Here is a 20,534-nt window from a genome sequence, read left to right on the forward strand (position 1 = left end):
GCGCAGCGCCACCGGGCAACTGAGCTAAAGGTGTGCTTCTATATACCGCTGATAGCGGTTTGCCTTCAGATAACACAGATCCACCAGCACCAGCCCGTCGATACAGTTATTGAACGCCGGATCGCTGCCGAAATCGATAAACTGCACGCCGCCGGGTTCGCATAGCTCGGAATACTGTTTGTAGAGCGGCGGGATGCCGCAACCCAGGTTGCCGAGCAGGGATTTCAGCTTTGTCAGGTCATCCACGTAATCCACTCCGCCAAACTGTGCCAGCACGTCCGGAAGTGAGGCCGGGTAGGGTTGACGCGAGGCGGCTAAGGGATGGCTGGCCGGAAACCAGAGACGATAAAACGCCACCAGCAGATCCCGTGCGGCAGGCGGTAAGCCGCCGGAGATGGACACCGGACCAAACAGGTAACGGTAATGGGGATAGCGTGCCAGATAGGCGCCAATGCCTGACCACAGATAGTCCAGACCGCGACGCCCCCAGTAGCGCGGCTGTATAAAGCTGCGCCCCAGCTCAATACCGTGCTCAAGTATGTCCTGCATTTTTTCGTCGTAGTGGAACAGGCTGTAGCTGTACAACCCCTCGACGCCGCGCTTTTCCACCTGCATGGCCGTTGGCATAAAGCGGTACGCGCCGACAATCTCCAGGTCATCGTCATCCCACAGAATAAGGTGCAGATAGTCATCATCGTAGCTGTCGGTATCCCGGCGCTTCCCGCTGCCTTCCTCCACGGCACGAAAGGCAATCTCGCGCAGCCGCCCCAGCTCGCGCAGCAGAGGCGCCTCTTCCTGCCCGTTGCGCTGCCAAAGATAGATGGCCTTACCATCGCTGGTTTTGCCCAGACACTCGGCCTGCGCCAGTTCGCGCTTGAGCGTCGCCCTGTCTTCCGGGCGGGCAATGGCGCACTGGGTTTTAAAGACGCCAGGCAATCCCTTGCCAAGACGTATCACGTGCTGACGACACTGCTCGGCCATCTCACGCGATGAAAGGGTAGAACTAAACCGGTCATTCCAGGCAATCTGCTGGCCGATTTTGATCGGCAGCTGACTGTGACGGCGGCGAAACATCTGTTGCATCAGCAGCAGCATGGATACCGTTGGCGAGACCAGGGTACTGGCATAAAACAGCAGGCTGTTGTGCGCCTGGATATGTACCGGGAGTAGCGGCACCCGTAGTTTGCCGGCCAGCTTGATAAAGCCCGGATGCCATTTTTTATCGCGGATGCCTTTGCGCGTTGGGCGGGAAACTTCGCCCGCCGGAAAGAAGATCAGCACGCCGGCGTTTTGCAGGTGCTGCTCCATCTGTATCAGCGAGGATTTTGCGGTTCTGCCGCCCATATTATCCACGGGAATAAATAATGAGCTGAGGGGCTCAAGGTGGGACAGCATCCTGTTGGTAACAACCCTGACGTCGCGGCGCACGCGGGAAACGGCATACAGCAGCGCCAGCCCATCCAGGGTGCCGGTGGGGTGGTTCGCTATCACAATGAGTGGGCCGTGTTCGGGGATTTGTTCGAGGTCGCGGGCGGAAACGGAGCAGTGAATATCAAGGTGTTCCAGTACCTGCTCCACCATATCCAGCCCTTTCAGGTGACGGTGGCTGGCGGCAAACTGCTGAAATTCGTCTTCGTGAAGCAGTCTTTTTAACAGACTTTTTTGCCAGGGTGCGGGCCTCGCCTGAGGCCAAAGGTCATCAAGAACGCTGTCGAGACTAAACATTGATCACTCCTCCTGCCGTCTTGCCCAGACAGTAGAAGGAGGAGATGTCGTTTGTATTGCAGTTTGGTGAAGATTAGCGCAGAGAGCAGGCCGGGTAAGGCGAAGTCATTACCCGGCGCTAAAGCGGATTAACGCAGAATTTTCTTCTCAGCCAGATCCAGCGCGAAATAGCTGAAGATCAGATCCGCGCCCGCGCGTTTGATCGCCCCCAGGCTTTCGAGGATCACTTTCTCTTCGTCGATGGCACCCGCCTGCGCGGCGAATTTGATCATCGCGTACTCGCCGCTCACCTGGTAGGCGCCCAGCGGCAGTTCGGTGCGTTCGCGAATGTCGCGCAGGATATCCAGGTATGCGCCAGCCGGTTTCACCATCAGGCAGTCAGCGCCCTGGGCTTCATCCAGCAGAGACTCACGAATCGCTTCGCGGCGGTTCAGCGGGTTCATCTGATAGGTTTTACGATCGCCTTTCAGCGCCGTGCCGGCTGCTTCACGGAACGGGCCGTAGAAAGAGGAGGCAAATTTGGTGGAATAGGACATGATGGCGGTGTCGGTGAAGCCCGCAGCGTCCAGCGCCTGGCGGATCGCCTGTACCTGCCCATCCATTGCCGCAGAAGGCGCAATGAAATCCGCACCCGCAGCGGCGGCAACTACCGCCTGCTTGCCCAGATTCAGCAGGGTCGCATCGTTGTCCACGCCGTGATCGCACAGCACACCACAGTGGCCATGAGAGGTGTATTCGCAGAAGCAGGTATCGGACATGACGATCATCTCCGGCACACTCTCTTTGCAGATGCGCGACATACGTGCGACGAGGCCGTCTTCTTTCCAGGCATCGCTGCCGGTCGCGTCAGTGTGGTGGGAGATACCGAACGTCATTACCGAGCGGATGCCCGCATTCGCAATGCGTTCGATCTCGCGGGCCAGATGCTTTTCAGGAATGCGCATCACGCCCGGCATCGCGTCGATGGCTTTGTAGTCATCGATCTCTTCTTCAACAAAAATCGGCAACACCAGATCGTTTAAGGTCAGTGTTGTCTCTTCAAACATGGCGCGCAGTGCGGGAGACTTGCGCAGGCGACGGGGACGTGCAATTAAATCGGTCATGGTATGCCTGATGTTTGTGGAACAAAGAGGTATAGTGTACCTGAAAGCAGGGAGCGGTGTTTTACTAAAGTTGTCTTTTAGATTTTCGAAATCGACTAATATTCGCTGTATGTATTTTGTCTATATTATAAAACTTATTCTGGTGTTCAGTGTGGTGTTTAATATTGGTGAGGTTTCTATATTGGTTCGGGATTATAAATATAAATGATTTATTGCTTTTTATTATATGTGCCGAAGCAACTAAAGTAGTTTGCAATCAGTTGAATTTATAATATTTATTCATAATGATTGATATTGTTCTGGGTTTACAAGCTTATTTGTCTGAATACGGACTTAATGGAATCATTCATTGAACCTTTTCGAAGTGAAACTGCATAATTCCTTCCGCAATTTAATGTTGCCAAATGATTTGATGGACAAACTTGCTTACGTCCCTGAGGAGGGATGACCCAATGCAAACATGGAAAAAGAAACTGGTTGTATCACAACTTGCATTAGCCTGCACACTGGCTATCGCTTCTCAGGCCAATGCGAAAGATATATCCGGCACAACATATAATACTTTTGGCTATGACAATACCGCGTCCACGCCCTGGTATTATGGTTATGCTGACTGGGATTATTCAGATGCCACACATGATGGTGACATTTATCCAGTCATCAATAAATCAACCGTAAACGGAGTTATTTCGACATACTATCTGGATGATGGTGTCAATGGCCGTGCGAACGCGTTGAGTATTTCTAACAGCACCATTAACGGTATGATCACGTCAGAGTGTATGACCACGACGTGTGCAGATGGCGTGGATACTGACGGTACCACTCATACCCAGTATGATCGTTTTAGCCTGACTGTTGATAACTCCACCATCAACGATACCTACGAGCATTACGCCTACGATGTCGTCAATGGTGAAACCACTGAAACGCATTATCTGGACACCTATGGTCTGGGTAACGCGATCACGCTGGACGTTGAATCTGACATCGTTATTCAGAACAACTCCCATATCGCGGGCATCACGCTGACGCAGGGTTATCAGGAGCTGGATAACACGCCATACGACGGTGTTGAAGGCGTTGCTAACAGCAGCAATATCTTTACCGATACGCTGGTGGTGAAAGATTCTGTGCTGACCTCTGGTGCGTACAGCGATCTGGGTACCAGTGGCTTCTACGGTCAAACGGCGAAGCCGAGCGACTACGGTGAAACCAACGCCACGGCTGCCGATGATGCGGCGCTGATCGTTGCGGCCGGCGCGTCTGATAACGCTATGCAGACCACCGCTACCTTCGATCACTCTACCATTACCGGCGATATCCTTTTCTCCAGCACCTTTGATAACAACTTCTACGAGAATGGCGATCCGGCAACGGATACCACCGATGACGGCGTCTATAACCCAACTACCAACGGCTGGGATGATACCGACAAGCTGGATGTCACGCTGACCAACGGCAGTAAATGGGTTGGCGCCGCGCAGTCCAGCGTTGAAGCCATCGGCACGGCGCAGATGTATGGTGAAGGCTACAGCGATGTAGACTGGCACACGCTTTCTCCAAACAGCATCTGGCCTGATTCTACCTTTGACAGCAACGGTCATGTTGCAGGTGAAGAAGTTTATCAGAGCGGCCTGTTCAACGTGGCGCTGGATAACGGTTCCGAGTGGGATACCCGTAAGATCTCCAACATCGACGCGCTGACGGTGAACAACCAGTCTCAGGTCAATGTTGAAAACTCCGGCCTGCTGGCAGATTCCATCACCCTGACCAATGCGTCTAGCCTGAATATTGGCGACAGCGGTGGTGTGGCTACCGACAGCCTGTATCTGGATAGCTACAGCCGTGCTGCACTCACTGAAGAGACAGCTGAGCTGTATGCCAACACCATTACCGTGGACAACGGTGCAGAGCTGGCGCTGGGTCTGGGACAGGTTGATACGCACAATATGGTGCTGACCGATGGCGGTGTGCTTAACGTTGCCAGCCGTGATTATGTGCTGAACAGCGACCTGAACAACGCACGCGATATCACCAACGATCGCTCTAAAGCGGACTACGACTATGGTGTTGTCGCGCTGAACTCTGACGGCCATCTGGCGGTGAACGGTGACGTTGCCGGTAACTATAAAGTGCGCATCGACGATGCGACCGGCGCAGGCTCCGTAGCTGACTACGAAAACAAAGAGATCGTTCGCGTCTATGACAATAACGCGGATACCGCTGCCAGCTTTACTGCGGCAAACAAAGCTGATTTAGGTGCATACACCTATCAGGCGCAGCAGAAGGGTGACACCGTTGTTCTCCAGCAGGAAGAGCTGACTGATTACGCCAATATGGCGCTGAGCATTCCTTCTGCTAATACCAACATCTGGAATCTGCAACAGGATACCGTGGGTACCCGTCTGACCAACAGCCGTCATGGCCTGGCAGATAACGGCGGCGCATGGGTGAGCTATTTCGGCGGCAACTTTGACGCGGATAATGGCACCGTTAGCTACGATCAGGACGTAAGCGGCATTATGGTAGGTCTGGATACTCAGATCGACGGTAATAACGCGAAGTGGATTGTCGGTGGTGCGGCTGGTTTCGCGAAGGGTGATATCAGCGATCGTACTGGTCAGGTCGATCAGGACAGCCAGACTGCGATGATCTACGCGTCGGCGAAGTTCATGAACGACATCTTCCTCGACAGCTCCCTGAGCTACACCCGCTTCAACAACGACCTCTCTGCTACCATGAGCAACGGTCAGTATGTTGACGGTAATACCACGACTGACGCCGTTGGTTTCGGGATGAAACTGGGCTATGACTGGAAACCAAACCTGTCTGGCTACGTCACGCCTTACGCGGCGATCTCTGGCCTGTTCCAGTCCGGTGATGACTACCAGCTAAGCAACGACATGCGTATCGATGGTCAGTCTTACGACAGTATGCGTTATGAACTCGGCGTGGATGCAGGTTATACCTTCAACTACGGCGGCGAGCAGGCATTAACGCCTTACTTCAAACTGGCTTACGTGTATGACGATGCCGACAACAATGCTGATATCAACAATGACAGCATTGATAACGGCGTGGAAGGCTCTGCGGTTCGCGTGGGACTGGGCACTCAGTTCAGCTTCACGAAAAACTTCAGTGCTTACACTGATGCGACTTATCTGGGCGGCGGCGACGTTGACCAGAACTGGGGAGCAAACCTGGGTGTTAAATACACCTGGTAATATAGAAAGCGCGGGGGATTTTTCCCCCGCTTTTTTATGTGTTTTAAAAATTATAAAGAACCGACATATACAGATGACTTGAGGTATGCATGAACGTTAATGCGAAGCCACTTTCTGAATTAAGCCGGCTCATAAAGTGTCTGGAAGTCGCCGGTACCCCATTTAAGATCGAACCACAACAATTAATAACTACCGGCAATAATGATGATGAACCATTGACCGTTGTCATACAATCCGGCCTGACGGCCGTCCACCGTAAATCAGACGAATTACTTATGGGTATTGCGCGGGCACCGTATATCCACGGTTTAAGCGCATGGATAAATGAAAACTATCTTGAATATTCTTTGATGGCACAGACGCCTTGTACCGGATTTTATTTACCGGCATCTGACGCGTACCAGCTTATTCAGGACGCGCAACTTTGGCAAGAGGCTTTCTGCTGGCTGTCATGGCTTAACCATTTATTGGGAAAACGTGACATGCAATTGGTCGGAAATAATTCCTATAGCCAAATCCGGGCGATGCTGATCAATATGGCCGAGTGGGATGACACGCTACGTTCAAAAATTGGTGTTATGAATCATATTCAGCGTAGCACTCGTATTTCTCGTTCGGTCGTTGCTGAGGTTCTGGCGGCGCTGCGACAGGGGAACTACATCAATATGAGCCGGGGCAAACTGATCAGTATCAACCGTTTGCCCACGGACTATTGAGATCAGTTAGAGGCCGTAAGCACCTGCGCTTTATTGGCGCTCAGCTCGGCCACCAGATTATTTACGCCATCACTCATATTCACGAAGCGTGTATTTGGCGACCGGGTGACCACCACAAAAGCGCCTACGTTTGATTGCGGAATCATCGCCATGTAGGTGATGAACCCGCCACCTCCACCGGTTTTTTGAATAATCCCCGGTCGGCCATCTTTTGGCGCCATATACACCCAGCCCATGCCGAGGGCATCGGCTTTACCTGGAACATCCATGCCAATGACGCGTCGTAGCTGAGCACGCTGGTAGATGAGCGTCTGCATTCGGTCGGCCTGATTGCTGCGCGCGTAAAAATCCGATGAGAGGAACTGTTGCATCCAGCGCATCATGTCGCCAGGCGTAGAGTAAACGCCACCGCTGCCAATGGCGGCCAGCGTGTTATTGCACGGGCTGGCCCCTTTTTCCGCCACCATCAGACGCTTGCACTGGTCCGGGGAGGGGGTGTAAGTGGTATCTTTCATCCCGAGCGGACGCGTGATCTGCTCTTCAAACAGTTGAGGGTAGGGCTTACCCGACGCCGTCGCTAAAGCGTCGGCCAGCAGATCAAACGCCAGGTTAGAATAGCCGGCCTGCGAGCCCGGGGCCGATTTCAGGGTTGCTGTGCTCAGGTAGTTCCAGCGTTGCTCGCGGGTTGGCCAGACAAAGACAGGGCGATGCGCAGCGCCACCGGGCTGTTCTCGCGGCAGGGCGCTGGTATGGGTCGCCAGATTCACCAGTCTGATCGGCGTTCCCTGATATGTCGGAACGCGAGCGCCGGGCGGTGCATATTTGCTGAGTGGATCGTCGAGTTTCACCACGCCCTGATCGAGCAGTTTCACCAGCATTTCGCTGGTCATCAGCTTGGTTATCGATGCGACACGGATAACGGAATCCAGCTGCGGACGAACGTTATTTCCCGGTCGTGTTTCACCGACGCTGCGAAACACCCGCTGGTTACCGTCGATCACGACCAGCGCCATTCCCGTCGCACCGCTGCCGTAATAAATAAGGTTCGCGTAGCGATCGGCAATGTCAGAGGCCAGAACCGGGGCCGTCAGAGGCTGTGCTGCCTGGGCGGTGGACAGGCTCACCGCACACAGCGCGGCGATAGAGAGCAGACAACGTTTCAACGAAAAGCATCCATCAAGTGAATAAGGAAAGTTACGGGTAGTTATACTACTAATCGGCGTCGGGCAATGGCCCGATTTGCATAACGATAGCGAGAAAAACGTAACCGTGGGTAAATTTGAACAATTTACTTGCGGCGTGGCTCCCATTTTGTGACATCGACCGTATGATAGACGCTACGATCGCTGTTGCGAATGAAACGCACCGAAACAATTCCTGAAAACTGTGAAGCGAACTAATAATTCACCCGCAGGTCTCACTTTTTTGCCTGAGCCGGGAGGCTGGCACAGGCAAGGTTTCGTGTGGCGATATGTTGAACACAGCAACAGCCATAACAACAAGAAGGAAGCACAATGTTTAAGTCTTTTTTCCCAAAGCCGGGGCCCTTTTTCCTGTCGGCATTTATTTGGGCACTGCTGGCTGTCATTTTCTGGCAGGCCGGTGGCGGCGCGTGGCTGACCCGTCTTACGGGGGCAACGGGCGATATTCCCATTAGCGCAGCGCGCTTCTGGTCCATGAGCTATCTGCTTTTCTACGCTTATTACGTGCTCTGCGTAGGGCTTTTCGCCATGTTCTGGTTCGTCTATTCTCCTCACCGCTGGCAATACTGGTCGATTCTCGGCACGTCGTTAATCATCTTTGTCACCTGGTTCCTGGTGGAAGTGGGCGTAGCGGTCAACGCCTGGTATGCGCCATTTTACGATCTGATCCAGACGGCGCTGAGTTCGCCGCATAAAGTGACCATTAACCAGTTCTACCATGAGGTGGGGATCTTCCTCGGCATCGCCCTTATCGCCGTGGTGATTGGCGTGATGAATAACTTTTTCGTCAGCCACTATGTGTTCCGCTGGCGTACCGCGATGAACGAACACTATATGGCACACTGGCAGCACCTGCGGCATATCGAAGGTGCCGCACAGCGTGTGCAGGAAGACACCATGCGTTTTGCCTCTACTCTGGAAGATATGGGCGTGAGCTTTATCAACGCCATCATGACGCTGATCGCCTTCCTGCCGGTGCTGGTGACGCTCTCGTCGCACGTTCCGGAGCTGCCGATTGTCGGCCATCTGCCATACGGCCTGGTGATTGCTGCGATTGTCTGGTCGCTGATGGGAACGGGGCTGCTGGCGGTGGTGGGGATCAAGCTGCCGGGGCTGGAGTTTAAAAACCAGCGCGTGGAAGCGGCCTACCGTAAAGAACTGGTGTATGGCGAAGACGATGCCAACCGTGCGTCACCGCCTACCGTGCGTGAGCTGTTTGGCGCCGTACGTCGTAACTATTTCCGCCTCTATTTCCATTACATGTATTTCAATATCGCGCGCATTCTTTATCTTCAGGTTGATAACGTTTTCGGGTTGTTCCTGCTGTTCCCGTCCATCGTTGCGGGTACGATTACGCTCGGTCTGATGACCCAAATCACCAACGTCTTTGGTCAGGTTCGCGGTTCGTTCCAGTATCTGATCAGCTCCTGGACTACGCTGGTGGAGCTGATGTCCATCTACAAACGTTTACGCAGTTTCGAGCGTGAGCTGGACGATAAGGACGTGCAGGAAGTCACCCATACATTAGGTTAAAAAGGAATTGCTATGCCATTTGCCGTACCACGTGCATTACCGCTGACGTTACTCGCCGCTTTTGTGCTGGCGGGCTGTGCCGAAAAAGGGGCTGCCCCGCTCAAAGAAGGGGAGAAGCCCGTTGATGTGGCGAGCGTGGTGCGGCAAAAGATGCCCGCCAGCGTGAAGGATCGCAGTGAGTGGGCTGATGCGCTGGCAGCGACCTTCAAAAGCCAGAAGATCGCGCCTACCGAGGAGAATATCTGCTCGGTGCTCGCGGTGGCGCAGCAGGAATCGATGTATCAGTCAGATCCTGTAGTGCCTGGCCTGAACAAAATCGCCTGGAAGGAGATCGACCGCCGGGCCGAATCGATGCATATCCCGGTTTTCCTGGTGCATACCGCCCTTAAAATCACCTCGCCAAACGGTAAAAGCTACAGTGAACGGCTGGATACGGTGAAAACCGAGAAACAGCTTAGCGCCATTTTCGATGATTTCATCAATATGGTGCCGATGGGGCAGAAGCTGTTTGGCTCGCTAAATCCGGTGCATACCGGCGGTCCGATGCAGGTCAGTATCGCATTTGCGGAAAAGCATACCGACGGCTATCCGTGGGATATCGACGGTACGGTACGTCAGGAGGTCTTCTCCCTGCGCGGTGGGCTGTGGTTTGGGACGTATCACCTGCTGAATTATCCGGCCAACTACGATAAACCGCTGTATCGCTTTGCCGACTTTAACGCGGGCTGGTATGCCAGCCGAAATGCAGCCTTCCAGAATGCGGTAAGCCGCGCCAGCGGTGTGAAGCTCGCTTTGGACGGCGATCTCATTGCTTACGGCAGCAGTGAGGCCGGGACCACCGAACGTGCGGTGCGAAAACTCTCGACGAAGCTGGAGATGAGCAACAGCGACATTCGCCGACAGCTGGAGAAGGGCGACAGCCTGGCGTTTGAGAAAACGGATCTGTATAAGCAGGTCTTTGCGCTGGCCGAGAAGAAAAGTGGAAAGGCTTTACCCAGAGCCATTCTGCCAGGCATTCAGCTGGAAAGCCCGAAGATCACGCGTAACCTGACGACCGCCTGGTTCGCGAAACGCGTTGACGATCGTCGGGCACGCTGTATGGGACTGTAATCAGTGGCGGTTGCGCCAGCGCAGGACAAGGGCAATCACGCCCAGAACCATGCTGCCCGCAAGGAAGGGAATGAGTCCAAATACGGTGCTCACGCCTAAACCGATTTCAACGCGCGGGCGGCCTGTATCCTGCACCTGCATCAGATGCTCATACACGCCAGGGGCATGCACCAGCATATTCAGCAGTTGGGTTCCTGCCCAGAAACAAAACAGAACAAACAGGGCATAGGCAATATTCCCCGCCGTGGAGGTTTTTGGTTGTTTTCCGCCAAAAATCGGTTTCGACAATGTAAAGTCTGCCATAAGACCTCCCGATAATATCACTCTGTTTTAATACGCGTCGTACAGGGTGAGTGTGACAGGTCATAGCATTTGTCAATATCAGAATCGTGGGAAATTCGGCTCAGGATTTCTCCTGGATTGTCGATTTCTGCATCACGTCACAAATTGATAACATAAGTGAAACTGCGCTGCATTTCAGAATTTACGTATCCGCCACAGACGCCTTTATCAAACTGTGAGAGGATAGTTTTTTTTCTGCCGGAGTTGTCATGAAGCTCACTTCCAAATTACGCCGTGACTGGCATTACTACGCCTTTGCGATCGGGCTGATCTTTATTCTCAACGGTGTTGTCGGGCTGCTGGGATTTGAAGCGAAAGGCTGGCAAACCTATGCGGTTGGGCTGGTAACCTGGGTAATCAGTTTCTGGCTGGCGGGATTTATTATCCGCCGTCGTCCCGATGAGACGACGACGGCAGAGAAAGCTGACTAACCGTTAGTTAACGGAACTTTTCAGGGCGCTGTCAGCGGCGTGACGTTCCAGCGCCAGTTCAATCAGGCGGGTGATCAGTTCCGGATAGCTTATCCCGCTGGCCTGCCACAGCTTCGGGTACATGCTGATATTGGTAAAGCCCGGCAGAGTGTTGATTTCGTTAATCACCACCTCGTTATCCGGCGTCAGAAACACGTCGACGCGCGCCATCCCACAGCATCCCAGCGCCTGATAGGCTTCAACGGCGATCGCCCGGATCTTGTCGTTAACGTCAGGATCGAGCGCGGCGGGAACCACAACCTGGGCACCTTTGTCGTCAATATATTTGGTGTCGTAGGAATAGAAGTCGCTGTTCAACACGACTTCACCGCAGGTACTCGCCTGCGGGAAGTCGTTGCCCAGAACGGCGCACTCAATTTCGCGTCCGTTAATTCCCTGCTCAACCACCACCTTATGGTCAAACTCAAAGGCCAGACGAACGGCATCGTTAAACTGCGCTTCGCTGGTGACTTTGCTGACGCCGACGGACGAGCCCTGATTCGCCGGTTTCACAAACAGCGGCAGGCCGAGTTGCGCCTGGATCTGCGCGAAGCTGTGTTTATCGCGGTTGGCGCGAGTGAGCGTCACGAACGGCGCAATATTCAGACCGGCGTCGCGCAGGAGACGTTTTGTGACGTCTTTATCCATGCAGGCGGCAGAGCCCAGCACATCGGAACCGACAAATGGCAGGTTCGCCATCCGCAACATGCCTTGCAGGGAGCCGTCTTCGCCCAGCGTGCCGTGAACGATAGGGAATACTACGTCAATCTGTGCCAGCGCCTGCGCGTTCCCGGCATCGATAAGCTGTCCCTGTTCCACGCCTGGAACCGTTGCGACGCTGACATCAGAAGGATTAAGGGCAATGTGCGCCGGATCGTCAGCGTGTAACAGATACTGGCTGGCATCGTTAACATGCCACTGGCCCTGTTTATCAATGCCCAGCAGCACCACGTCAAAACGGCTTTTATCAATCGCATCAACGATATTTTTAGCCGATTGCAATGACACCTCGTGCTCTGCCGATTTTCCCCCAAAGACAATACCTACGCGCTGCTTTGCCATCTCACTCTCTTCCAGTCTGACGAAAAGCCCATAACATACCACGATGCCCGGCGGGTTTCGCGGCCTTCTGCCATAATGTTTTGGGGATGCTGAAGGGGGGCGCGTGAAAGGAAAAGGTCTGCTTATTCTTATTGTTATTGCCGGGATCGCCACGGTGGGCTACCGCTGGTTGCCGCCGTATTACAATCCTTTCGTGCCGCTTACGCTTGACGATCCGCCCGGAAAAATAACCCAGTTTAAACTTCGACGTTTAACACCGCAGGCATGCGAAAGCCTGTTAGCGCAGGCGAATCAACGCCAGCTTATCCGTACCCAGTCTGTCGCTGACAGCGCCGGTGAGTGTCCGCTGAGTAACGTGGTGCGCGTGCGCGATTTTGGCCCGGTGAGCCTGAACAGCAGCTTTCTGGCCAGTTGTCCGCTGGCGTTAAGTTCTGCGCTGTTTGTCAGCCAGCAGGCCCGACCGCTCACCAAAACCTGGACCGGAAGCGAGCTTACGCGTATTGAACATCTGGGCAGCTTCGCCTGCCGCAATATCTACAGCCGCCCGGATGCGCGGCGCAGCGAACATGCCACGGCGGATGCGCTGGATATCAGCGCTTTCAGGCTGGCAAATGGACAGCGCGTTACCGTCCTGAACGGCTGGAAAGCGGAAAAGACGCAGCCCTGGCTACAGGCCCTGCTCTCGGCAAGCTGTGGCTATTACGGTAACGGTCTGGGGCCGGACTATAATGCCGCCCATGCCAACCATTTCCATCTGGGGATGCGCGGCTATGGATTATGTCGATGAAGCATAATCTTCCGCCAAAAATTGGATAAATTGTGACTTATTTCACAAATATGATGACTGGGAAGATAAAACACCAAAGTCTGCAAGGCCGCATCTCTGGCGCTATGTCATTGCGCGTAACTTGCTAATCTGTCGGCGAATTCGCCTAAAAATGAAGACTATTTCTGTTATGGAATCCTGGAAAGTTAATCTCATTTCAGTCTGGTTCGGCTGCTTCTTCACCGGACTGGCTATCAGCCAGATATTGCCCTTCCTGCCGCTGTATGTGTCGCAGTTGGGAGTGACTTCCCATGAAGCGCTCTCGATGTGGTCCGGCCTGACGTTCAGCGTGACGTTTCTGGTCTCCGCCATTGTGTCGCCGATGTGGGGCAGCCTGGCGGATCGCAAGGGGCGCAAGTTGATGCTGCTCCGCGCCTCGCTGGGGATGGCGATAGCAATTTTGCTCCAGGCCTTCGCCACCAACGTCTGGCAGCTGTTTATTCTGCGGGCGATAATGGGGCTGACCTCCGGTTACATTCCGAATGCCATGGCGCTGGTGGCCTCACAGGTACCGCGTGAGCGAAGCGGCTGGGCGCTCAGCACGCTTTCCACGGCCCAGATCAGCGGGGTCATTGGCGGCCCGCTGCTCGGCGGCTTCCTGGCGGACCATGTCGGGCTGCGTGCGGTCTTTATCATTACCGCGATCCTGCTAACGATCAGCTTTCTGGTCACCCTTTTTCTGATTAAAGAGGGCGGGCGGCCTGTTGTCAGTAAATCCGAACGCCTGAGCGGAAAAGCGGTTTTCGCCTCGCTGCCTTATCCTGGCCTGATGATTAGCCTCTTTGTGACGACGATGGTGATCCAGCTCTGTAACGGTTCGGTAGGGCCGATTCTGGCGCTGTTTATCAAGTCGATGGCGCCGGACAGCAGCAACATTGCTTTTCTGAGCGGGATGATTGCCGCGGTGCCGGGCGTGTCGGCGCTGATGTCTGCTCCGCGTCTGGGGAAACTGGGCGACAGGATCGGTACGGCACGTATTCTGATGGCAACGCTCATCATTGCGGTGATCCTTTTCTTTGCCATGTCATTCGTCACCACACCTCTTCAGCTCGGCATCCTGCGCTTCCTGCTTGGCTTCGCAGATGGCGCCATGCTGCCCGCTGTTCAGACGCTGCTGGTGAAATATTCCAGTGACCAGGTAACCGGCCGCATTTTTGGCTACAACCAGTCGTTCATGTATTTAGGCAACGTAGCGGGCCCGCTTATCGGCGCCTCGGTCTCGGCGATGGCGGGTTTCCGCTGGGTATTTGCCGCGACGGCGGTGGTGGTCCTGCTGAATATTATTCAACTGGCCTTTGCCTTGCGACGCCGCAGGCGAATCGCTGAGGCAAAGTCGGCCCGGTAAACACGATAATATATTATTTATTCTTATGAACGCCGCATTTTTATATAACGAAATGCGGCGCCTTTCTTTCAGGAAAACGTTTCGCTTTCGCGCTGAAATATCTTTTTTGGCAGCGATGTCACTTTTGCATAAGATAAAGCCAATCCATGCTTTTCATTATTCAGAGAGGGTGTTAATTTCAGGGGAAATCACATAAGGAAATAGCACCATGAAAAATCTCATTGCTGAGTTGTTGGTTAAGCTTGCCCAAAAGGAAGAAGAGTCAAAAGAGCTGGTTGCCCAGGTCGAGGCGCTGGAAATCGTTGTGACGGCGCTGCTGCGACAGATGGCAAAACCGGAGCAGGAGGCGTTGATCGACAACGTTGAAGGCGCGCTGGAAAAAGCGCGTCCTGATTCCCAGGTGCCTGCGGAAGATGCGGAGCTGCTTCAGCAATACGTAAAGAAGCTTTTAAGGCATCCTCGCAGCTAACCTGTCTGAGGTGAAATGACGTGTCACAGAATTGTCATGCAGGATGCCTGGCGTCGCTCTGTTTTTATTTTTACACATTTATGCAGGGAAAATTAAATTGAGACAGAGCACACCTTTCACCGCATAATTTCTGTTATTAATTACCGCCTCCCCCCCGGCGAAACCGGTTAATGAATATTGTGCCGATACAGGGCTGAAATAACCGCAGAGCCCGGCGAAAATCAGAGTCGCAGGGTGGTTTTTTTCCCGTAACGAGCCAGACTTAACGTGGAACTTCACATAAAGGATGGTGCAATGAAAACAACAATACTGGTTACCCTGCTCTCTGGCCTGTGTCTGATCGCCTCAGCACACGCGGAAGAGAAAACGTTAACGCCCCAGCAGCAGCGCATGACGACCTGTAACCAACAGGCGACATCGCAAAGCCTGAAAGGGGATGCCCGTAAAACGTACATGAGCGACTGCCTTAAAAATGGTGCGGCTAAACCCGGTGAAAAAAGCCTGACCCCACAGCAGCAAAAAATGCGTGAGTGCAACGCCCAGGCGACACAGCAGATGCTGAAAGGCGACGATCGCAGCAAGTTTATGAGCGCGTGCCTCAAAAAACAGGCGTAGTGCTAACGGGTGAGTCACGGCTGTGGCTCACCCAAAATTTCATACTTTCCCCGCTATCCCCCTCTCTATAATTTGGGAAAATGTTTCAGAATATTCCCAAAAATGATGAATGATGAGTTTTATGACAATCACGAGAACATTCGGGAAGCGTGGCACCAGCAGCTTTCTCAGGATGATTCATACCGTTCCGGTCTGCGATTTGCCCGGCGAATACGGCTGGCACGCATCGTTGGTCTGGCGGCGCTATTCGTTCCGCTTGCCAGCGTCCTGGTGAGCCAGTTTCTTTCCGGCGTCTGGTGGTTATTGCTGGTGGGCTGGGTCTTTGTCTGGCCCCATCTGGCCTGGCAGCTGGCTTTTCGTTCGGCTGAACCCCACAGCAGTGAAATTGTTAATCTGAAAATCGATGCCATTATTGCCGGTGTCTGGATGGGGCTAACAGGGTTCAATGCGCTACCAACAGCGGCGCTGATCGTGATGATCGGCATGAATATGATGGGATCGGGGGGATGTCGGTTATTTCTGACAGGACTGGCGCTGCTTGCTCTGTCTGCTCTGCTCACCGTGCAATCCACGGGTAGTCCTGTGGTATTGACCTCTGAACCGCTGGCGTTGTGGCTGACGCTCCCCGTGCTGGTGGTCTACCCCATACTGTTTGCCTGGCTCAGCCACCGCACGGCGATCCGTCTGGCAGAGCATAAGCGTCGGCTTGAGCTGATGAGTACCCGCGACGGAATGACCGGCGTATTCAATCGCCGTCACTGGGAAACGCTGCTGCGTAACGAATTTGAGGCCTGCCGTCGAAGCCATCGACAGGCGACGATACTGCTCATCGATATCGATCACTTCAAGACGATCAACGACACCTGGGGGCATGACGTGGGGGATGAAGCGATTGTCGCCATCACGCGCCAGCTTCAGCTGACCCTGCGCTCAGGCGATTATATTGGCCGTTTTGGCGGGGATGAGTTCGCGGTGATCATGTCCGGCACGCCTGCCGACAGCGCGATTGCAGCGATGTCGCGCGTCCACGAACGGCTGGTCAACATGCCGCTGCACGGAGCACCTATGGCGAGGTTGTGTATCAGCGTTGGGGTTGCCCCCTGGGGGGCGCAGTTCACCCACTATCGTGAATGGCTAAAGGCGGCGGACGTGGCCCTCTATAAAGCCAAAAATGCCGGACGGGGCCGCACCGAAGTGGCCGCCTGACGCCCGGCGTAGCGCATCAGGACTTACTGAGCTTCTCTGATTTTTCCATGCATTTTTCCATCGCCTCGATCACGGCGGAGCGGAACCCGCGATCTTCCAGCACGCGCACGGCTTCAATGGTTGTGCCCCCCGGTGAGCACACCATATCTTTCAGTTCGCCCGGATGTTTACCCGTTTCCAGCACCATTTTGGCCGAACCCATCACCGCCTGCGCTGCAAATTTGTAGGCCTGCGCGCGCGGCATTCCACCCAGTACGGCGGCATCGGCCATGGCTTCGATAAACATAAAGACATACGCCGGGGCAGAGCCGCTCACGCCGACTACCGGGTGGATCATCGGTTCGGCAATCACTTCCGCTTCGCCGAAGCAGCGGAAAATATTCAGTACATCCGCCACGTCTTCAGATGTGACCAGCGCGTTCGGGGTAACGGATGTCATACCGGCATTCACCAGCGACGGGGTGTTTGGCATGGCGCGAACAATCTTACGGTCGTGGCCCAGCGCGCGGGCGAGCTGATCGAGGGTCACGCCTGCGGCAATCGATACCACCAGGGTCTCTTTGTTAAGGCTGGAGGTGATCTCGCTCAGGACTTTAATCATGATATTCGGCTTAACGGCGCCAAAGACAATATCCGCCACCTGAGCCACGTCCTGTGCGCTTTCGGCAGCGTTGACACCATACTCATCACGCAGCGCCGCGACTTTATCCGGGGATGGGGTATAGACCCAAATCTGCCCCGGCAACACCTGCCCGCTGGCAATCAGTCCGCCGAGGATAGCTTTGCCCATATTTCCGCAGCCGATAAACCCGATTTTCTTATCCATCACGTCTCTCCGTTATTATGCGTTGTTATCTCTCATTGATAGCTTAACAACGAAATGCAGGCGACAATAGTCACCAGAATCATAATGGGGAGAGACTATGGCGATTTGGGTTGATGCGGACGCGTGTCCGAATGTCATCAAAGAGATTTTATTTCGTGCTGCCGAGCGCGTGCAGATGCCGCTGACGCTGGTGGCGAACCAGAATTTCCGCGTGCCGCCCTCCAGATACATCCGTTCTCTGCGCGTTCCGGCCGGGTTTGACGTGGCGGATAACGAGATAGTACGCCTGTGTGACGCAGGAGATCTGGTGATCACCGCGGATATCCCGCTGGCTGCCGATGTACTGGCGAAAGGGGCGGCGGCGCTGAACCCGCGCGGAGAACGCTATTCGCCGGCAACGATCCGGGAGAAGCTCACCATGCGTGATTTTATGGATACGCTTCGTTCCAGCGGCGTGCAAACCGGTGGGCCGGACAGCCTGTCGCAGCGCGATCGCCAGCAGTTTGCCGCCGAGCTGGATAAATGGCTGCTGGAAGTGAAGCGCCGCCCGGCGTAGCCCACCTCCGGGCGGTTTTGTGGTACAGTGTGGCTTCCACAGGCTTGTCATTCCGTACCGCTTTGCAGTAAAGTTAGCGCAACATCTACTGCAATCATTTCTTTACAGCCTTCAGTTATCCGGCAGCAAGGGGAACACCTGGTTATGAACCCACCCATCTTTTTAGTTGGCCCTCGCGGCTGTGGGAAAACCACCGTTGGTCTGGAGCTGGCGCGTCTGTGCCAGAGTCAGTTTGTCGATACTGACCATTGGCTCCAGGAGAATGCCGGTAAGACCATTGCCGATATCGTTGAGGATGAGGGTTGGGAGAGCTTTCGTGCGCGTGAAACAGCCACGCTGGAAGCGGTGACCGCGCCGTCAACCGTGATCGCGACCGGTGGGGGCATTATTCTGGCGCCGTATAACCGCCAGTTTATGCGCGAAAAGGGTGTCGTGATCTACCTCTGTGCCCCGGTCTCTACGCTGGTGGGGCGGCTGGAGGCGTTTCCGGAAGAGGGACAGCGCCCGGCGCTGACCGCGAAACCGCTGAGTGAAGAGGTCAGCGACGTCCTCGCCGAACGCGATGCACTGTACCGCGAGGCGGCACACCACGTTGTGGATGCGTCAGCGTCACCCGAGAAAGTTGCGATTCAGATTATTACCGCCCTGCGTTTGGCTTGCGCCAGCTAACAGCCGTCTATACTCATAGCTCAGACATAAAAAAAGGATGAGCTATGCCAACCAGACCTCCCTATCCACGCGAAGCCCGCATCGTTACCGTTGAAAAAGGTAACGGCGATCAGACCGTAACCTGGTATCAGCTGCGTGCCGATCACCCTAAACCTGATTCGCTGATCAGCGAACATGAAACCGAACAGGAAGCGCTGGATGCGAAACGGCGCTATGAGGATCCTGAGAAGTCCTGACAGGAATCCGAATTCGTTACAACCGTGCCTGAATCACACTTTTAACTTATCGCTGATGTTAAGCAGCAGTTAATATTTAGTTATTACAGGTGGATTCGGAAAGGCCAGTCGATCTTTACATTACGGTGTAGAGATCCCCTGCTACGCTTGGTGCTGTTTTGTTGAATAAATGAACAGTGCAGCGTAGTGAGCCTGTACCTGTGTGGCAGTTGTGGTAGTAACGGAAGGCGATCAAAATGAAGGCGACGTTGGCGATCCTCACGATTGGTGTGGTGCCTGTAAGCGAAGTATTACCGCTCTTAACCGAGCATGTCTCTGAACAACAAATTACGCATCTCAGTCTGTTAGGGAAGCTCAGTCGGGAAGAGGTCATGGAAGACTACGCGGTCGGAGAGGGGGAAGATCCCCTGGCAACGTTACTCAGTGACGGTAAACTGGCGCATGTGTCGCGCCAGAAAATCGAGCGCGCGCTACAGGGCGTGATCGAAGTGCTCGACAATCAGGATTATGACGTTATTTTGCTGATGAGCACGGCACCCGTTAAAGGACTCAGCGCGCGTAATGCCATTCTGCTCGAACCGATGCGGATTATCCCCCCGCTGGTGGCCTCAATTGTTGATGGTCATCAGGTTGGGGTCATCGTTCCCGTTGAGGAACTGCTGGATAACCAGACGGTGAAGTGGGCCGCGCTGGAGCACACCCCGCTGTACGCACTGGCAAACCCGTTCTGGGACAGCGAAGCGAAGCTGATTGCGGCCGGGCAGGAGTTGATCGACAGAGGGGCGGATGTCCTGATGCTCGACTGCCTGGGCTTCCATCAGCGGCATCGTGATTTACTGCAAAAGGCGCTGGATGTTCCGGTGCTGCTCTCTAACGTCCTGATGGCGCGCCTGGCGTCAGAATTACTGGTGTAATGATTTTGCGTGACAGGTCATGAGCATGGCCCCTATAGTGGATTTTTCTCAATAAATATAAGGGCCAGTTCATGCTTCAAAGTAACGAATACTTTTCCGGTAAAGTGAAATCCATTGGTTTTACCAGCAGCAGCACTGGCCGCGCCAGTGTCGGCGTAATGGCGGAAGGGGAATACACCTTTGGCACCGCAGAAGCGGAAGAGATGACGGTGGTCAGCGGCGCGCTGAACGTCCTGCTGCCGGGTGAAACGGAGTGGAAAGTCTATAGTGCCGGGCAGGTCTTCAACGTGCCGGGCCACAGCGAGTTCCATTTACAGGTTGCAGAGCCAACCTCTTATCTGTGCCGCTATCTGAAATAAAAGCATGCCGGGTGGCGCATTCG

At 54.3% G+C, this 20,534-nt stretch carries 21 protein-coding genes; 15 read left to right on the forward strand and 6 right to left on the reverse strand.

All coding sequences use genetic code 11. The features are described from left to right. Positions 1-24: 24 nt before the first annotated feature. Both olsF and hemB read right to left on the reverse strand, forming a co-directional pair. Positions 25-1,725 carry a bifunctional ornithine lipid synthase OlsF gene (gene olsF, locus O1721_RS08440; RefSeq protein WP_017383146.1) on the reverse strand — a complete coding sequence of 567 codons (1,701 nt, stop codon included), beginning with the start codon at positions 1,723-1,725 and terminating at the stop codon, positions 25-27. A 128-nt stretch (positions 1,726-1,853) separates the two neighbouring features. Next, entirely contained in the window at positions 1,854-2,828 is a 975-nt protein-coding gene (gene hemB / locus O1721_RS08445) for a porphobilinogen synthase (protein ID WP_015571323.1), read from the reverse strand. A 452-nt stretch (positions 2,829-3,280) separates the two neighbouring features. On the opposite strand from hemB, the gene O1721_RS08450 reads away from it, so the two are divergent. Together O1721_RS08450 and O1721_RS08455 are read left to right on the forward strand one after the other, a co-directional pair. Further along, the gene (locus tag O1721_RS08450; RefSeq protein ID WP_015571321.1) at positions 3,281-6,055 is read left to right on the forward strand and encodes an autotransporter outer membrane beta-barrel domain-containing protein; all 2,775 of its coding nucleotides are present in this window, start codon (positions 3,281-3,283) and stop codon (positions 6,053-6,055) included. A gap of 89 nt (positions 6,056-6,144) precedes the next feature. After that, positions 6,145-6,771, forward strand: a complete 627-nt coding sequence (locus tag O1721_RS08455; RefSeq protein ID WP_015571320.1) for a helix-turn-helix domain-containing protein — start codon at positions 6,145-6,147, stop codon at positions 6,769-6,771. A 2-nt stretch (positions 6,772-6,773) separates the two neighbouring features. Here O1721_RS08455 and ampH read toward each other — a convergent pair whose 3' ends face one another. Beyond that, on the reverse strand, positions 6,774-7,934 hold the full coding sequence (ampH, locus tag O1721_RS08460; RefSeq protein ID WP_032647382.1) for a D-alanyl-D-alanine-carboxypeptidase/endopeptidase AmpH: 1,161 nt from the start codon (positions 7,932-7,934) through the stop codon (positions 6,774-6,776). Between the two features lie 351 nt (positions 7,935-8,285). Here ampH and sbmA point away from each other — a divergent pair, with 351 nt between their 5' ends. Together sbmA and O1721_RS08470 are read left to right on the forward strand one after the other, a co-directional pair. Then, positions 8,286-9,506 carry a peptide antibiotic transporter SbmA gene (sbmA, locus tag O1721_RS08465; RefSeq protein ID WP_003859162.1) on the forward strand — a complete coding sequence of 407 codons (1,221 nt, stop codon included), beginning with the start codon at positions 8,286-8,288 and terminating at the stop codon, positions 9,504-9,506. Between the two features lie 12 nt (positions 9,507-9,518). After that, positions 9,519-10,616: a DUF1615 domain-containing protein gene (locus O1721_RS08470; RefSeq protein WP_017383149.1), complete on the forward strand. Its 1,098-nt coding sequence runs from the start codon at positions 9,519-9,521 to the stop codon at positions 10,614-10,616. Here the strand turns inward: O1721_RS08470 and O1721_RS08475 are convergent, their stop codons facing one another. Then, positions 10,617-10,919 (reverse strand): DUF2755 family protein, encoded by a 303-nt coding sequence (locus O1721_RS08475; RefSeq protein ID WP_003859159.1) that lies wholly within the window; start codon positions 10,917-10,919, stop codon positions 10,617-10,619. Positions 10,920-11,167: 248 nt separating this feature from the next. On the opposite strand from O1721_RS08475, the gene O1721_RS08480 reads away from it, so the two are divergent. Continuing rightward, positions 11,168-11,389, forward strand: a complete 222-nt coding sequence (locus O1721_RS08480) for a DUF2754 domain-containing protein (protein WP_015571318.1) — start codon at positions 11,168-11,170, stop codon at positions 11,387-11,389. Between the two features lie 3 nt (positions 11,390-11,392). Here the strand turns inward: O1721_RS08480 and ddlA are convergent, their stop codons facing one another. After that, on the reverse strand, positions 11,393-12,490 hold the full coding sequence (ddlA, locus tag O1721_RS08485) for a D-alanine--D-alanine ligase (RefSeq protein WP_017383150.1): 1,098 nt from the start codon (positions 12,488-12,490) through the stop codon (positions 11,393-11,395). Positions 12,491-12,593: 103 nt separating this feature from the next. On the opposite strand from ddlA, the gene O1721_RS08490 reads away from it, so the two are divergent. From O1721_RS08490 to adrA, 5 genes are all read left to right on the forward strand, one after another. Then, positions 12,594-13,277 carry an extensin-like domain-containing protein gene (locus tag O1721_RS08490; protein ID WP_032647385.1) on the forward strand — a complete coding sequence of 228 codons (684 nt, stop codon included), beginning with the start codon at positions 12,594-12,596 and terminating at the stop codon, positions 13,275-13,277. Between the two features lie 169 nt (positions 13,278-13,446). After that, complete coding sequence (locus O1721_RS08495) at positions 13,447-14,661, forward strand: multidrug efflux MFS transporter (protein WP_015571317.1); 1,215 nt, start codon at positions 13,447-13,449, stop codon at positions 14,659-14,661. 208 nt (positions 14,662-14,869) lie between these two features. Further along, positions 14,870-15,130, forward strand: a complete 261-nt coding sequence (gene iraP, locus O1721_RS08500) for an anti-adapter protein IraP (protein WP_003859148.1) — start codon at positions 14,870-14,872, stop codon at positions 15,128-15,130. Positions 15,131-15,424: 294 nt separating this feature from the next. After that, complete coding sequence (gene psiF / locus O1721_RS08505) at positions 15,425-15,745, forward strand: phosphate starvation-inducible protein PsiF (RefSeq protein WP_015571316.1); 321 nt, start codon at positions 15,425-15,427, stop codon at positions 15,743-15,745. A 102-nt stretch (positions 15,746-15,847) separates the two neighbouring features. Further along, positions 15,848-16,951, forward strand: coding sequence for a diguanylate cyclase AdrA (adrA, locus tag O1721_RS08510; RefSeq protein WP_032647387.1), 1,104 nt, complete (start codon positions 15,848-15,850; stop codon positions 16,949-16,951). Between the two features lie 16 nt (positions 16,952-16,967). Here adrA and proC read toward each other — a convergent pair whose 3' ends face one another. Beyond that, on the reverse strand, positions 16,968-17,777 hold the full coding sequence (gene proC, locus O1721_RS08515; protein WP_015571314.1) for a pyrroline-5-carboxylate reductase: 810 nt from the start codon (positions 17,775-17,777) through the stop codon (positions 16,968-16,970). A 97-nt stretch (positions 17,778-17,874) separates the two neighbouring features. On the opposite strand from proC, the gene O1721_RS08520 reads away from it, so the two are divergent. The 5 genes from O1721_RS08520 (at position 17,875) to ppnP (ending at position 20,511) form a co-directional block, all read left to right on the forward strand. Continuing rightward, positions 17,875-18,333 (forward strand): YaiI/YqxD family protein, encoded by a 459-nt coding sequence (locus O1721_RS08520; protein WP_032647389.1) that lies wholly within the window; start codon positions 17,875-17,877, stop codon positions 18,331-18,333. Between the two features lie 144 nt (positions 18,334-18,477). Further along, positions 18,478-19,002, forward strand: a complete 525-nt coding sequence (gene aroL / locus O1721_RS08525) for a shikimate kinase AroL (RefSeq protein ID WP_017383154.1) — start codon at positions 18,478-18,480, stop codon at positions 19,000-19,002. Positions 19,003-19,046: 44 nt separating this feature from the next. Beyond that, complete coding sequence (gene yaiA, locus O1721_RS08530) at positions 19,047-19,238, forward strand: protein YaiA (RefSeq protein WP_003859135.1); 192 nt, start codon at positions 19,047-19,049, stop codon at positions 19,236-19,238. 236 nt (positions 19,239-19,474) lie between these two features. Further along, the gene (locus O1721_RS08535; protein WP_003859133.1) at positions 19,475-20,152 is read left to right on the forward strand and encodes an AroM family protein; all 678 of its coding nucleotides are present in this window, start codon (positions 19,475-19,477) and stop codon (positions 20,150-20,152) included. A gap of 71 nt (positions 20,153-20,223) precedes the next feature. Beyond that, positions 20,224-20,511 carry a pyrimidine/purine nucleoside phosphorylase gene (gene ppnP, locus O1721_RS08540; protein ID WP_003859131.1) on the forward strand — a complete coding sequence of 96 codons (288 nt, stop codon included), beginning with the start codon at positions 20,224-20,226 and terminating at the stop codon, positions 20,509-20,511. Positions 20,512-20,534 lie beyond the last annotated feature (23 nt).

It is taken from the genome of Enterobacter cloacae complex sp. HYC033_NIDB (assembly GCF_056673335.1).